Below are 15,111 nucleotides of genomic sequence, written 5' to 3'. Positions count from 1 at the left end.
ATAACGCTATGAATTCACACCGACGCGCCGTCAATCGCCAAACGAAAAGGGCGGCCCCAGCGGAGCCGCCCTTCCCTGTCTTTGTCGGCAGAACCGAAAAGAAGATTACTTGAGCTCGACGGTGCCGCCGGCTTCCTCGATCTTCTTCTTGATTTCCTCGGCCTCGGCCTTGTTCACGCCTTCCTTGACGGCCTTGGGCGCGCCCTCGACGAGAGCCTTGGCTTCGGCGAGGCCCAGGCCGGTGATGGCGCGGACTTCCTTGATGACCTGGATCTTCTTGCCACCGTCGCCGGTGAGGACGACGTCGAACTCGTCCTTCTCTTCAGCGGCGGCTTCGCCACCGGCGCCACCGGCGGCGGGGCCGGCAACCGCGACGGCGGCAGCGGCAGAAACGCCCCACGCTTCTTCAAGCGCCTTGGCGAGGTCGGCCGCCTCGAGGACGGTCAGCTGCGACAGTTCTTCAACAAGCTTGGCAATATCGGCCATGGTACTTCACTCCTAGATTTGTTGGCCCGGCAAATTGCGCCGGGTGAAATCGTCTTTCGAAACGTCTCAGGCAGCGTCCTTCGCGGCGTAGGCGCCGAAGACGCGCGCCAGCTTGGCCGCCGGGGCGGTCGAGAGCTGGGCGATCTTGGTCGCCGGAGCCTGGACGAGGCCGACAAGCTTCGCGCGCAGTTCGTCGAGCGAGGGCATCGAGGCGAGAGCCTTGACGCCATCGGCGTTCAGAACCTGCGAACCCATCGAGCCGCCGACGATTTCGATCTTGTCGGTCGTCTTGGCGAAATCGACGACGGCCTTCGCGGCGGCGACGGGATCGACCGAAGTCGCAAGGGCCGTCGGGCCGGTCAGGAACTCGTCGATACCCGAATAGTCGGTATCCGCGATGGCAAGCTTGGCGAGACGGTTCTTCGCAACCTTGTAAGTCGCACCGGCTTCGCGGACCTTGTTGCGCAGGTCGGTGGACTGGGCCACCGTCATGCCGAGGTTGCGGGTGACGACCACCACGCCGACCCCGTTGAAGACCGCATTGAGCTGGGCGACCGATTCGGCTTTCTGCGAACGATCCATGCCTTACTCCTTCACAATGGCCGCGCGGGATGTTGGGCGTCCCTCGCGACCGGCTACGTATGTCCGCGATGCGCGAGGCACCGCGGGCGAGTCCGTCGAAGGGGAAGGAGTTCGCGTGTCGGAACGCGAAAAAGGCACCGCGCCTTGATGGAGCGTGGGCCGGAATGAATTCCTGTTCCCCGTCTAGGCCGGAAATTAAGAGGGCAAGCCCTCACCAGCTGTCTCGGACGGATGATCGGCGGAACGAGTCCCGCCGGTCGGAGCGCGCATCTACAGCGATGCGCCGAAAAGTCAAGCTGCGGGCGGGGCCGAACGCACGTAACGGCGCCAGACGTAGTCCCACGGCACAAAGAGCAGGACCGGCACGGCGAAAGCACAGGCAAACAGCGTCTCGGGCGTTCCCTCGCGCACCGAGCCCGCCATGAGTTGGGGGATCGCGACGTGCATCAGCCAGATCGCCTTCCAGAGCAGTTCGAACAGCAGCAAGGGCAACATCGCCAGCGGCCGCCAGAGGCCGGCGAGGCTCAGCAGCGAAAGCGCCGCGAGCATGGCATTGAGCGCGCCTTCGTCGAGCGTGAACTCGGTGCCGGACACGAGCAGGACCGGCCAGCGCACCAACGCCAGACCGCCGCCCACCAGCAGGTAGGCGACGCGCAGCAGCACCAGTCTGACGGGGCCCGGCGCGACCGGGTCCACTGTCGTCATTCCACGTCTTCCTCGACCGCGGCTTCGGGCACGTAGACGATCAGGTCGCCCGGCTGGCATTCCAGCTCCCGGCAGATCGCCTCGAGCGTCGAGAAGCGGATCGCCTTGGCCTTGCCGGTCTTGAGGATCGAGAGATTGGCCAGCGTGATGCCAATGCGCTCGGCCAGCTCGGTCAGGGTCATGCGACGCTCGTAAAGCACGTCGTCCAGCTTCACCATGATGCTACCTCCTCCTTCGGTGTTGTCGTCGGCCATCACACGGTTCCTTCAAGGTCGGCGCGCATCTCGGAGCCCTTGCGGAAGACGCGGGCCAGGATGAAGAGGATCAGCATGAGCAGCAGGCCGTTGGCGTCGAGGCCGCTATCGATCGTGAAGTGATCGTCGGCGTCGCGGATCGGCTCGGTGATGTTGTAGATGTACATCCCGATGCCGCCCATCGGGAAGGTCACCACCTGCACCGCCAGCGTCAGCCAGGCCATGCGCGTGAGCCGCGAGGCATTCTCGGGCACGAAGGGGTCGCCCTCGCCCACCGTATCGACGATGCGCTTGAGCAACTGGAAGATGCGAAAGAGCATCCCCAGCATCGCGGCCACCAGCAGAAGCAGCAGCGAAAGCGCGATGAGAGCCTCGGACATCGGGAAGCCGGGGGCTTCCTTGGCGACTTCGGCCGAGACGAGATCCTGGAAGATCCACAGGCAGGGCGCCGCGACGAGGCAGGCGACCACTCCCAGCGCCATAACCGCCATGAGGAAGTAGAGAACGCCCTTGGCGATGGCCAGCAGGGGGTCGCGCGTTATCGAAGTCATCTCGTTCTCCTCGCGTGCCGGAAACTCACATCACCACCGGCTGGGTCTGGCCGGCGATGATGGTGATGTGGACGGGCTCGGCGGACGCGGCCTTGGCCGGGGTCGAGATCGTCGGGAGCCAGAAGGACGCCATCACGGCGAAAGCCATGACGATGGCGAGCGGGCGGTTGTTGGTCGTGTTGGTCATTGTTCGTTCTCCGATATGGTCGATATCGATATTCAATAAGCGTGATTCGGCTTATTGTCAATCGATAAATATCGAAAAACGATAATTTTCTATCTGTTTTTCGAGATGCGCCATAGTGCAAAACAGTAAGCCGGCGCCGAATTTCCCGGCAAATCAGGCATTTGCCGCAAGCTCTGGCGCCCCGCGCGACCTCGCGCCCCGCCTTCGCATGGAACCACCAGCCGCCTCCGTTCGCTCGTGGGAGACGACGGCAGGCGCCGTCACAGCGAATCAGGAGTTCCCATGAAGATCGATCTCTCGGGCAGGACCGCCCTCGTCACCGGGTCCACCGCAGGCATCGGCCTCGCCGCAGCGAAAGGCCTCGCCGCGGCAGGCGCGAACGTCATCGTCAACGGCCGCAAGCAGGACACGGCAAAGGCCGCCGCAGCCGAAGTCGGCCACGGCGCGCGCGGGATCGCCGCCGACGTTGGCACCGCGCAGGGCTGTGCCGCGCTCGTCGAGGCGGCGGGCAGGCTCGACGTGCTCGTCAACAATGCCGGGATCTATCAGGGCGCGGAGTTCTTCGAGACCGAGGACGATATCTGGGAGCGCCACTGGCAGATCAACGTAATGAGCGCGGTGCGCCTCTCGCGCGCCTTCGCGCCGGCCATGGTCGAGAACGGCTGGGGCCGGATCGTGATGCTGGGCTCGGAGAGCGCGTTCAACATTCCCGCCGACATGATCCACTACGGCGTCAGCAAGGCCGCCGACGTCGCCTTCGCGCGCGGTCTCGCAAAGCGTCTCGCGGGGACTGGCGTCACCGTCAATTCGGTGCTGCCCGGTCCGACCCGGTCGGAAGGCTTCCTCTCGATGGCCCGCGACAAGGCCGAGCAGGAAGGCAAGTCGGTGGAGCAGGCGGGGATCGACTTCGTCGCCGCGAACCGCCCCACCTCGATCATCCGCAGACCCGCCGAGCCGGGGGAAGTGGCGAGCATGATCGTCTACGCCTGCTCGCCCGAGGCCAGCGCGACCACGGGGGCGTCGCTGCGCGTCGACGGCGGCGTCGTCGACAGCCTCTGAGCGCGGCGCATCCGCGCCGCGAGAAGGCGCCCGCCAAGAGAAAGTGGGCGCCAAGAAAAATGGGCGGCCCGCGAAGGGGCCGCCCAGGCAGCCTGCCCGAAGGCAAGCGAGATTGACGCGTTCAAGCCGGGACCATGGAGGGATTGACAGGGGTGGAGGGCTTGGTCGTCGGCCGGTAGGTGCGCCAATCGAAACGGTTGTCGGGATGGTGCCGCTGCATGTGCTCGCGGTGCTGGAGGATCACCCGGGCGCGCCGGCGGCGGGCCTTGGGTGAACGGAACGGGTTGGCCTCGTCGGGCTCGGCCGCCACCATCGAGCGCAGCAACTCCTGACGGGCCTCGCCGGTGGGCAGCGGGCCATCGGGATCGACGCGCACCCGGGCGGGCGGCGCCGTGCGCGCAACCGGGGTCTCGCGCTCGAGGACCGGCGCCTCGGTCACGCCCGCCGCGGCGAACTGGTTCGCTACCTCGGGACGCCCGGTCGTGTAGGCGGCATCGCCGCGCGACGCCGGAGCCGGGGCTGCGGGCTCGAGCGCGGCGGCGGCGGGACGCGGGGCCGGATCGGGCGTGCGCGCGGGGATCGTCGCCGGCTTTGCATGCACGACATGGCTGCTGCGACGGCGCGAGCGCATCGCCATCATCCCGGCGCCGCCGATGCCCAGCAGCGCGAGCAGGCCCGCGATCGCCGCGGCGGGCATGCCGTCGCCGTCCTCGGCGGGCTCGGCCGCGGGAGCGAGTTCGGGCGAGGCATCCGCGATCGGCGCGGCCACGCGCTGCGTCGCGTCGATCGGCGCGGCGCCATCGCCGGCAAACTCGTCGATCGGCGGAATCGCGCCCGCGGCGGAGTCATTCTGCGCTTCGCGCACGGGTGCCGGGTCGGCGGACCCAGGGGCCGAAGCCGAGGCTGCATTCGCGGCAGGCTCACCGTCGGGGCGCGGGCTCTCCGCCCGGATCGACTCGCTGGGAGTCGGCACAGACGGAGCCGCCGAGGAACGCGGGGTCTGCGCCGGCCCGCTCACGTCGGGCAGGACGATCGTCGGCTGGCCGGGCCGCACCGGCGACTGCATCTCGGAAGAAGGAGCGGTCGTGGTGGCCGTCGGGGCCGCAGGCGTCGTCGTCGACGGCAGCACCACCGTGGGCGTGCCGGGGGCCGGGGCCGATTCAGAAGGCGGCGTTACCGCCTCGGGCAAGTCGAGCGACGGCGCGGCTTCCTGGGCGGCGGCGGGGGTTGAACCGAGCGCGAGAACGGCAGCGACGGCCGCTGTGGCGCAGAGCGAACGGGTGGGGGCAAGGTGCGTCATGTCCTCAAGAATGCGCCGCGAGAGATAAAGTTACAGCCCCAAAACCGCGCTTTCGGTCCAGTCGAACCAAATAGAACGACGAACTGCCAACTACTGTCCTAGGTGAGTATTCTTCGCTTCAGTTCATCGCGAATTCGGCACGGTCGAATGACTGCTCGATCCCGCATCTATTCATGCAGCGTTCAGCGAATTACCAAGTTATCGTTCGTTCAGCGCGCTGGGGGCTCTGCGGTCCCACTCGCGGAGGGGCGAGTCGGAACGAAGACGGCCGATCCCGCTCCGGGTCGAGTCCTGTATGAAGGCCATATTATAGTATGAAGGCCATATATAGATGTCAGGCGCCTGTTTGACAGACCGCCGCCGTCATCCTATATCGCCGACCAGCTCGACGCTTCGAGCAAGGCGGGCCCGTTGCGCGGGGGCCGGTCCAGGAAGGAAGCGGCGGGTTCTCCATCTGACGCATAAGGCTGCGGGCCGCACGGCACCCGAAGGGTGCGTCGTGTGTGCCATGTGGCCTTTTCGGCGTCTGGACGGAAGATCGTCACGCGTGACGAACACATGGCAGGCCGGCTTCGTACCCGGCCCCAACGAGAAGCGAAGAGGCACGACACCCCTTATGGCGACCAAGCCCCTCGATACCGGCCGCACGGCCAAGAAGCGTATCCGCAAGATCTTCGGCGACATCCACGAAGTCGTCCAGATGCCCAACCTCATCGAGGTCCAGCGCGAAAGCTACGAGCAGTTCCTGCGCTCCGATCCGTCGGTGGGCTACGTCTCCGGTCTCGAAAAGACGCTGCGCTCGGTCTTCCCGATCCGCGATTTCGCGGGCACCAGCGAGCTCGACTTCGTGCACTACGAACTCGAGGACCCCAAGTACGACACGACCGAGTGCCGCCAGCGCGGCATCACCTACGCCGCGCCGATGAAGGTGACGCTGCGCCTGATCGTGTTCGAGGTCGACGCCGAGACCGACACCCGCTCCGTCCTCGATATCAAGGAGCAGGACGTCTACATGGGCGACATGCCGTTGATGACCGACAACGGCACCTTCATCGTCAACGGCACCGAGCGCGTGATCGTCTCGCAGATGCACCGCTCGCCGGGCGTGCTGTTCGACCATGACCGCGGCAAGACCCACTCCTCGGGCAAGTTCCTCTTCGCCGCCCGCGTGATTCCCTACCGTGGCTCGTGGCTCGACTTCGAGTTCGACGCCAAGGACATCGTCAACGTGCGTATCGACCGCAAGCGCAAGCTGCCGGTCACCGCGCTGCTCTACGCCCTGGGCCTCGATAGCGAGCAGATCCTCGACTACTTCTACGACACCGTCGTGTGGAAGCGCGGCGAAGGCGGCTGGCGCCTGCCCTTCGTGCCCGAGCAGTGGCGCGGCGCGAAGCCCGCGTTCGACATCGTCGACGCCAAGTCCGGCGAAGTCATCTTCCCCGCCGGCCAGAAGATCAGCCCGCGTGCCGCCAACAAGGCACAGAAGGACGGCTTGGAAGAACTCCTCATTCCGACCGACGAGATCTTCGGCCACTATGCCGCGCAAGACCTGATCGACGAATCGACCGGCCGCATCTGGATCGAGGCGGGCGACGAAGTCACCCCCGAGAACCTCGACGCGCTCGACCAGGCGGGCATCGACCAGCTCGAACTGCTCGACATCGACGACGTCAACACCGGCCCGTGGATCCGCAACACGATGAAGGCCGACAAGGCCGAGAACCGCGACATGGGTCTCGAGGCGATCTACAAGGTCATGCGCCCGGGCGAACCGCCGACGAAGGAAACCGCCGAAGCGCTGTTCGACGGCCTGTTCTTCGACGGCGACCGCTACGACCTCTCGGCCGTCGGCCGCGTCAAGCTCAACATGCGGCTCGGCCTCGATGCCGAGGACACCGTCACCACGCTGCGCACCGAGGACATCCTCGCCGTGGTCAAGGAACTGGTGAACCTCAAGGACGGCAAGGGCGAGATCGACGACATCGACAATCTCGGCAACCGCCGCGTGCGTTCGGTCGGCGAGCTGCTCGAAAACCAGTACCGCGTCGGCCTGCTGCGCATGGAACGCGCGGTGAAGGAGCGCATGAGCTCTGTCGACGTCTCCACCGTGATGCCGAACGACCTCATCAACGCCAAGCCCGCCGTGGCCGCGGTGCGTGAGTTCTTCGGCTCCAGCCAGCTCTCGCAGTTCATGGACCAGACCAACCCGCTGTCCGAAGTCACCCACAAGCGCCGCGTCTCGGCACTCGGGCCGGGCGGCCTCACCCGTGAACGCGCGGGCTTCGAGGTTCGCGACGTCCACCCGACGCACTATGGCCGCATCTGCCCGATCGAGACGCCCGAAGGCCCGAACATCGGCCTGATCAACTCGCTCTCGACCTTCGCGCGGGTGAACAAGTACGGCTTCATCGAGACGCCGTACCGCAAGGTGATCGACGGCAAGGTGACCGGCGAGGTGACCTACCTCTCGGCGATGGAAGAGCAGAAGAACACCGTCGCGCAGGCCTCGGCCGACCTCAACCCCGACGGTTCGTTCGTCGAGGAGCTGGTCTCGACCCGCGAGGCCGGCGAATTCGTGCTCGCCCCGCGCGAGAACGTGACGCTGATGGACGTTTCGCCCAAGCAGCTCGTCTCGGTCGCCGCGTCGCTGATCCCGTTCCTCGAAAACGACGACGCCAACCGCGCGCTGATGGGCTCGAACATGCAGCGCCAGGCGGTGCCGCTGGTCAAGGCAGAGGCGCCGTTCGTGGGCACCGGCATGGAAGAGACCGTCGCGCGCGATTCGGGCGCGGCGATCGCCGCGCTGCGCGGCGGCGTGATCGACCAGGTCGACGCCACGCGTATCGTCATCCGCGCCAGCGGTGACATCGAACCCGGCAAGTCGGGCGTAGACATCTACACGCTGCAGAAGTTCCAGCGCTCGAACCAGAACACCTGCATCAACCAGCGTCCGCTGGTGAAGGTGGGCGACATGGTCAAGGCCGGCGACATCATCGCCGACGGCCCCTCGACCGACCTCGGCGAACTGGCGCTGGGCCGCAACAGCCTCGTCGCGTTCATGCCGTGGAACGGCTACAACTACGAGGACTCGATCCTGATCTCCGAGCGGATCGTGAAGGACGACGTCTTCACCTCGATCCACATCGAGGAGTTCGAGGTCATGGCCCGCGACACCAAGCTGGGTCCCGAGGACATCACCCGCGACATCCCGAACGTCGGCGAGGAAGCGCTGCGCAACCTCGACGAGGCGGGCATCGTCTACATCGGCGCCGAAGTGCACCCGGGCGACATCCTCGTCGGCAAGATCACGCCGAAGGGCGAAAGCCCGATGACGCCGGAGGAAAAGCTCCTGCGCGCGATCTTCGGCGAGAAGGCGAGCGACGTGCGCGACACCTCGCTGCGGCTGCCGCCGGGCGTCTCGGGCACGATCGTCGAAGTGCGCGTGTTCAACCGCCACGGCATCGAGATCGACGACCGTACCCGCGCGATCCAGAACGAGGAAATCGAACGCCTCGCCAAGGACCGCGAGGACGAACGGGGCATTCTCAACCGCGCCACCTACAACCGTCTGCGCGAGATGCTGATCGGGCAAGTTGCGGCGGCGGCGCCCAAGGGCGTCAAGAAGGGCGGCGAGATCACCGAGGAGACCCTCGGCGAAGTCGAGAAGCACGAGTGGTGGAAGTTCGCGGTCGCCGACGACCACGTCCAGTCGCAGCTCGAGGCGGTCAAGACCCAGTACGACGAGACGGTCAAGGCGATCCAGGAGAAGTTCGAGGACCGCAAGGAGAAGCTCGAGCGCGGTGACGAACTCGCTCCGGGCGTGCTCAAGATGGTCAAGGTCTTCGTCGCGGTGAAGCGCAAGCTGCAGCCGGGCGACAAGATGGCCGGCCGCCACGGCAACAAGGGCGTCATCAGCCGGATTCTTCCGGTCGAGGACATGCCCTTCCTCGCCGACGGCACCCCGGTCGACCTCGTGCTCAACCCGCTGGGCGTGCCGTCGCGCATGAACGTCGGGCAGATCTTCGAGACCCACCTCGGCTGGGCCGCGCGCGGCCTCGGCCAGCAGGTGAAGCAAGCCCTCGAGGACTGGCGCCACGCCAACCCCGATCCCGAAGTCGGCGCCCCGCCCGAAGCGGTGCGCGAGCGGCTCAAGACGGTCTACGGCGAGCACTACCTCGAGGACATCGAGGCGCGCGACACCGCCTCGATCCTCGAGTTGGCCGGCAATCTCGTCACGGGCGTGCCGATGGGCACTCCGGTGTTCGACGGCGCGGTCGAGCAGGACGTCGCGGACATGCTGGAACTCGCCGGGCTCGACCGGTCGGGCCAGTCGGACCTGTTCGACGGGCGCACCGGCGACCGCTTCGACCGCAAGGTGACCGTGGGCATTATCTACATGCTCAAGCTGCACCACTTGGTCGACGACAAGATCCACGCGCGCTCGATCGGCCCCTACTCGCTCGTCACCCAGCAGCCGCTGGGCGGCAAGGCGCAGTTCGGCGGCCAGCGCTTCGGCGAGATGGAGGTCTGGGCGCTCCAGGCCTACGGCGCGGCGTACACCTTGCAGGAAATGCTGACGGTGAAGTCCGACGACGTGGTCGGCCGCACCAAGGTCTACGAAGCGATCGTCAAGGGCGACGACACCTTCGAGGCCGGCATTCCCGAGAGCTTCAACGTGCTCGTCAAGGAAATGCGCTCGCTGGGCCTCAACGTCGAACTCTCCTCGCTCACCGACGGCGAGGAAGACGGAGACGAGATCGCCGAGGCGGCGGAATAACGGGACGCGCGGGCGGTCCGGCCGGGCCGCCCGTTCCCGCCGCCCCGCGACATTCACCCTTCATGGGAATTTGAACTATGAATGACCTGACCAAGTTCACCAACCAGATGGCGAAGCCCGAAACCTTCGACCAGATCCAGATCGGCCTCGCCAGCCCCGAGCGTATCCGCTCGTGGTCGTTCGGCGAGATCAAGAAGCCGGAAACGATCAACTACCGCACGTTCAAGCCCGAGCGTGACGGCCTGTTCTGCGCGCGCATCTTCGGCCCGGTGAAGGACTACGAGTGCCTTTGCGGCAAGTACAAGCGCATGAAGTACAAGGGCGTCGTGTGCGAGAAGTGCGGCGTCGAGGTCACCGTCACCAAGGTCCGCCGCGAGCGCATGGGCCACATCGAGCTGGCCGCGCCGGTCGCGCACATCTGGTTCCTCAAGTCGCTGCCCTCGCGCATCGGCCTGCTGCTCGACATGCAGCTCAAGCAGCTTGAGCGCGTGCTCTACTTCGAAAGCTACGTCGTCATCGAGCCCGGCCTCACGCCGCTCGAGAAGTATCAGCTCCTCACCGAGGACGAGATGCTCGACGCGCAGGACGAGTACGGCGAGGACGCCTTCTCGGCCGGCATCGGCGCCGAGGCGGTGAAGATCATGCTCATGGAGCTCGATCTCGAGCAGGAACGCGCCGATCTTCTCCAGGAACTCGAGACGACCAAGTCGGAACTCAAGCCCAAGAAGATCATCAAGCGCCTCAAGGTGGTCGAGAGCTTCATCGAATCGGGCAACCGCCCCGAATGGATGATCCTCGAAGTCGTCCCGGTCATTCCGCCCGAACTGCGCCCGCTGGTGCCGCTCGACGGCGGCCGCTTCGCGACCTCGGACCTCAACGACCTTTACCGTCGCGTCATCAACCGCAACAACCGCCTCAAGCGCCTGATCGAGCTGCGCGCGCCCGACATCATCGTGCGCAACGAAAAGCGCATGCTGCAGGAAGCGGTCGACGCGCTGTTCGACAACGGCCGCCGCGGCCGCGTCATCACCGGCGCCAACAAGCGTCCGCTCAAGTCGCTGTCCGACATGCTCAAGGGCAAGCAGGGCCGCTTCCGCCAGAACCTGCTCGGCAAGCGCGTCGACTATTCGGGCCGCTCGGTCATCGTGACGGGTCCGGAACTCAAGCTGCACCAGTGCGGCCTGCCCAAGAAGATGGCGCTCGAGCTGTTCAAGCCGTTCATCTACGCCCGGCTCGACGCCAAGGGCCTGTCGATGACGCTCAAGCAGGCGAAGAAGTGGGTCGAGAAGGAACGCAAGGAAGTCTGGGACATCCTCGACGAAGTCATTCGCGAGCACCCCGTCCTGCTGAACCGCGCGCCGACGCTCCACCGCCTCGGCATCCAGGCCTTCGAGCCGGTGCTGATCGAGGGCAAGGCGATCCAGCTTCACCCGCTGGTCTGCTCGGCCTTCAACGCCGACTTCGACGGTGACCAGATGGCCGTCCACGTGCCGCTTTCGCTGGAAGCCCAGCTCGAAGCGCGCGTGCTGATGATGTCGACCAACAACATCCTCTCGCCCGCCAACGGCAAGCCGATCATCGTGCCCTCGCAGGACATGGTGCTTGGCCTCTACTACCTCTCGATGGACTCCGAGGGCGAGCCCGGCGAAGGCATGATGCTGGCCGACATGGCCGAAGTGCACCAGGCGCTCGAAGTGGGGGCGGTGACGCTCCACTCGAAGGTGACGACCCGCGTCCCGCAGACCGACGAGCAGGGCAACCAGTACCTCAAGCGGATCGAGACGACCCCGGGCCGCATGCTCATTGGCGAATGCCTGCCCAAGAGCCACAAGGTGCCCTTCGAGATCATCAACCGCCTTCTCACCAAGAAGGACATCGGTGACGTGATCGACGAGGTCTATCGCCACACCGGCCAGAAGGACACGGTGCTATTCGCCGACGCGATCATGTCGCTGGGCTTCCGCCACGCGTTCAAGGCGGGCATCTCGTTCGGCAAGGACGACATGATCATCCCCGACTCGAAGGAAGCGCTGGTCAACGAGACCAAGGAACTGGTCGCCGACTACGAGCAGCAGTACCAGGACGGCCTGATCACCCAGCAGGAAAAGTACAACAAGGTGATCGACGCCTGGAGCCGCTGCGGCGACCAGGTCGCGAACGCGATGATGGAAGAGATCAAGGCCCAGCCGAAGGACCCCGAGACCGGACGCCTCGCCCCGATCAACTCGATCTACATGATGAGCCACTCCGGTGCGCGTGGTTCGCCGGCGCAGATGAAGCAGCTCGCCGGCATGCGCGGCCTGATGGCCAAGCCTTCGGGCGAGATCATCGAAACGCCGATCATCTCGAACTTCAAGGAAGGCCTGACCGTCCTTGAATACTTCAACTCGACCCACGGCGCCCGCAAGGGCCTCGCGGACACCGCGCTCAAGACCGCGAACTCGGGCTACCTGACCCGCCGTCTCGTCGACGTGTCGCAGGACTGCGTCGTCGTCATCGAGGACTGCGGCACCGAGCGGGCGCTCGAAATGCGCGCGATCGTGCAGGGCGGCTCGGTGATCGCCTCGCTCGCCGAACGTATCCTGGGCCGCACCATGGCCGAGGACGTCGTCGACAAGGAAGGCAACATCGTCGTCGCCAACGGCACCCTGCTCGACGAGCCGGCGGTCAAGGCGATCGAGGATGCGGGCGTCCAGGCGGCGCGCATCCGCTCGCCGCTGGTCTGCGAGGCCGAGCAGGGCGTGTGCGCCAAGTGCTACGGTCGTGACCTCGCGCGCGGTACGCCGGTTAACATCGGCGAGGCCGTGGGCGTCATCGCGGCGCAGTCGATCGGCGAGCCGGGTACGCAGCTCACCATGCGCACCTTCCACATCGGCGGCGCGGCGCAGGTCAACGAGACCAGCCACCTCGAATCGATCTGCGAAGGCACGGTGCAGTACCGCGACATCCCGACGATCGTCGACAAGCGCGGCCGCCGGCTCTCGCTGGCCCGCAACGGCGAGATCGTCGAGATCGACACCGAGGGCCGCGAGCGCGCCATGCACCGCGTCCCCTACGGTACCGTGCTGCTTCACGAGAACGGCGCGGCGATCAAGGAAGGCGAACGCCTGGCCGAGTGGGACCCGTTCACGCTGCCGATCATCACCGAGACGAGCGGTACGGTGAAGTACCAGGACCTCATCGACGGCAAGACGCTGACCGAGCAGACCGACGACGCCACCGGCATGACCAGCCGCGTCGTCACCGAGAACCGCTCGACCAGCCGGTCGAAGAAGGAGGACCTGCGTCCGCGCATCACCCTGCTCGACGAGAGTTCGGGCGAGGCGGCGCGCTACATGCTCGCTCCGGGCGCGACGATCTCGGTCGAGGACGGCCAGACGGTGGAAGCCGGCGACATTCTCGCCCGCGCCAGCCGCGAAGCCGCCAAGACCCGCGACATCACCGGCGGTCTGCCGCGCGTCGCCGAGCTGTTCGAGGCGCGCAAGCCCAAGGACAACGCGATCATCGCCAAGGTCTCGGGCCGCATCGAGTTCGTCCGCGACTACAAGGCCAAGCGCAAGATCGCGATCGTTCCCGAGGAAGGCGATCCGGTGGAATACCTGATCCCCAAGTCCAAGGTGATCGACGTCCAGGAAGGCGACTGGGTCAAGAAGGGCGACAACCTGATTTCGGGCTCGCCCGATCCGCACGACATTCTCGAGGTCCTCGGTGTCGAGGCGCTCGCGGAATACCTCGTGTCGGAGATTCAGGAAGTCTACCGGCTGCAGGGCGTGAAGATCAACGACAAGCACATCGAGGTGATCGTTCGCCAGATGCTGCAGAAGGTCGAGATCACCGACGGCGGCGACACCACGCTGCTCGCCGGCGAACAGGTCGATTACGAGGAAATGAACGAATACAACGCGAAGCTGGCGCCGAACCAAAAGCCGGCGGAAGGCAAGCCGATCCTGCTCGGCATCACCAAGGCTTCGCTGCAGACGCGTTCGTTCATCTCGGCGGCCTCGTTCCAGGAGACCACCCGCGTGCTCACGCAGGCGGCGGTCGAGGGCAAGCGCGACTCGCTGATCGGCCTCAAGGAGAACGTGATCGTGGGTCGTCTGATTCCGGCGGGCACGGGCGCGGGCATGAACCGCGTGCGCGTCGCGGCCTCCAGCCGCGATGCCGCGCTGCGCGCGCAGTACCGCAAGCTGCAGGAATCGCTGATCGCGCCGGACACGGCCGAGCACGAGCATGACGCCGAACTCAAGCGCGATCCGCTCGACGATCTGGGTGACGACGCGCTGGCGGCGGTCGAGGGCACGACCCACGGCACCGACGCCGACGCGGGCGAGTATCTCAACAAGGACGCCGCCGAAGGCGAATAAGCCTCACGCGACTTTCGCAAACCCGAAAGGCCCCGCCGGAGCGATCCGGCGGGGCCTTTTTCGTCGCGGGCCGAGTCTTGTGTGATGAACGCGCGAATGGCGCTCGCGCGCTCCGCGCTCACTCGCCCGAGGACGACTTGAACAACTCGAGCTGCGCCGCGAAGGCGCGCTGAAACGCGGGCCGCGCCTCGCCGCGTGCGACATAGGCGGCGATGCGGGGCTCGTCGGCGAGCAGGTCGCTCTCGCCAAGGCGTCGCAGGACGCCGACCATCATGAGATCGCCCGCGCTGAAGTCCTTCTCGAGCCAGTCGGACGAACCGAGGTGCGTGGCGAGGTCCGCCAACCGCTTGCGGATGCGCGCGTCGACCAGCGCGAGGCGCGGTGCGAACCACTCCTCGTCCTCTTCGGTCAGAATCAGCATCGAGCGCTCGACGATCACCGGCTCGATCGTGCTGAGCGCGGCGAACATCCACATCTTCGCGCGAGACCGGGCGTCGGCGTCCCCGGGCAGCAGGCCGGCATGGCGCTCGGCGATGTGGAGCACGATCGCGCCCGATTCGAACAGGACCAGCCCTTCCTGTTCATAAGCCGGGATCTGGCCAAAGGGATTGCGCGCGAGATGCACTCTCCCGCGCATCTCGGCGAAGGTCACGCAGCGTACGCCGTAGCGCAGGCCGACCTCCTCGAGCGCCCAGCGGACCTGCATGTCGCGCGCCAGGCCCCGCCCCCTGTCGGGCGATTGCGCGAAAACGGTGACGATCGGTTCCATGGCATGCTCCGTTCGGGCGCGAACGGCGCCGCGCTCTATCGAGAGCATCCGCGATCGCTTCGCGGACATCCATATCC

11 protein-coding genes are annotated in these 15,111 nt (G+C 66.1%); 3 read left to right on the top strand and 8 right to left on the bottom strand.

The genetic code is table 11. From position 1 onward, the window contains the following. Positions 1 to 105: 105 nt before the first annotated feature. From rplL to B2G71_RS23960, 6 genes are all read right to left on the bottom strand, one after another. A complete protein-coding gene (rplL, locus tag B2G71_RS00845) occupies positions 106 to 486 on the bottom strand; it encodes a 50S ribosomal protein L7/L12 (RefSeq protein WP_098103873.1) in 381 nt (126 codons plus the stop codon). 66 nt (positions 487 to 552) lie between these two features. Further along, a complete protein-coding gene (gene rplJ, locus B2G71_RS00840; protein ID WP_098103872.1) occupies positions 553 to 1,068 on the bottom strand; it encodes a 50S ribosomal protein L10 in 516 nt (171 codons plus the stop codon). Between the two features lie 291 nt (positions 1,069 to 1,359). After that, positions 1,360 to 1,773, bottom strand: a complete 414-nt coding sequence (locus B2G71_RS00835; RefSeq protein ID WP_141521454.1) for a hypothetical protein — start codon at positions 1,771 to 1,773, stop codon at positions 1,360 to 1,362. Then, a complete protein-coding gene (locus B2G71_RS00830) occupies positions 1,770 to 2,027 on the bottom strand; it encodes a helix-turn-helix transcriptional regulator (RefSeq protein ID WP_098103870.1) in 258 nt (85 codons plus the stop codon). The genes B2G71_RS00835 and B2G71_RS00830 overlap by 4 nt, the downstream gene beginning before the upstream one ends. Continuing rightward, on the bottom strand, positions 2,027 to 2,578 hold the full coding sequence (locus B2G71_RS00825; RefSeq protein WP_098103869.1) for a DUF2975 domain-containing protein: 552 nt from the start codon (positions 2,576 to 2,578) through the stop codon (positions 2,027 to 2,029). The genes B2G71_RS00830 and B2G71_RS00825 overlap by 1 nt, the downstream gene beginning before the upstream one ends. Positions 2,579 to 2,603: 25 nt before the next feature. Continuing rightward, the gene (locus B2G71_RS23960) at positions 2,604 to 2,765 is read right to left on the bottom strand and encodes a hypothetical protein (RefSeq protein ID WP_168176207.1); all 162 of its coding nucleotides are present in this window, start codon (positions 2,763 to 2,765) and stop codon (positions 2,604 to 2,606) included. Between the two features lie 282 nt (positions 2,766 to 3,047). Here B2G71_RS23960 and B2G71_RS00820 point away from each other — a divergent pair, with 282 nt between their 5' ends. Further along, positions 3,048 to 3,824 carry an SDR family oxidoreductase gene (locus B2G71_RS00820; RefSeq protein WP_098103868.1) on the top strand — a complete coding sequence of 259 codons (777 nt, stop codon included), beginning with the start codon at positions 3,048 to 3,050 and terminating at the stop codon, positions 3,822 to 3,824. A gap of 121 nt (positions 3,825 to 3,945) precedes the next feature. Here the strand turns inward: B2G71_RS00820 and B2G71_RS00815 are convergent, their stop codons facing one another. Then, positions 3,946 to 5,124 (bottom strand): hypothetical protein, encoded by a 1,179-nt coding sequence (locus tag B2G71_RS00815; RefSeq protein WP_098103867.1) that lies wholly within the window; start codon positions 5,122 to 5,124, stop codon positions 3,946 to 3,948. Positions 5,125 to 5,740: 616 nt separating this feature from the next. On the opposite strand from B2G71_RS00815, the gene rpoB reads away from it, so the two are divergent. Both rpoB and rpoC read left to right on the top strand, forming a co-directional pair. Then, the gene (rpoB, locus tag B2G71_RS00810; protein WP_098103866.1) at positions 5,741 to 9,901 is read left to right on the top strand and encodes a DNA-directed RNA polymerase subunit beta; all 4,161 of its coding nucleotides are present in this window, start codon (positions 5,741 to 5,743) and stop codon (positions 9,899 to 9,901) included. A 77-nt stretch (positions 9,902 to 9,978) separates the two neighbouring features. Continuing rightward, positions 9,979 to 14,265 carry a DNA-directed RNA polymerase subunit beta' gene (rpoC, locus tag B2G71_RS00805; RefSeq protein ID WP_098103865.1) on the top strand — a complete coding sequence of 1,429 codons (4,287 nt, stop codon included), beginning with the start codon at positions 9,979 to 9,981 and terminating at the stop codon, positions 14,263 to 14,265. Between the two features lie 118 nt (positions 14,266 to 14,383). On the opposite strand, the gene B2G71_RS00800 is transcribed toward rpoC, so the two are convergent. Beyond that, positions 14,384 to 15,034: a glutathione S-transferase family protein gene (locus tag B2G71_RS00800; RefSeq protein ID WP_098104382.1), complete on the bottom strand. Its 651-nt coding sequence runs from the start codon at positions 15,032 to 15,034 to the stop codon at positions 14,384 to 14,386. Positions 15,035 to 15,111 lie beyond the last annotated feature (77 nt).

It is taken from the genome of Novosphingobium sp. PC22D, assembly GCF_002556635.1.
Taxonomy (GTDB): Bacteria; Pseudomonadota; Alphaproteobacteria; order Sphingomonadales; family Sphingomonadaceae; genus Novosphingobium.
This window is presented reverse-complemented; position numbering and strand designations above follow the sequence as displayed.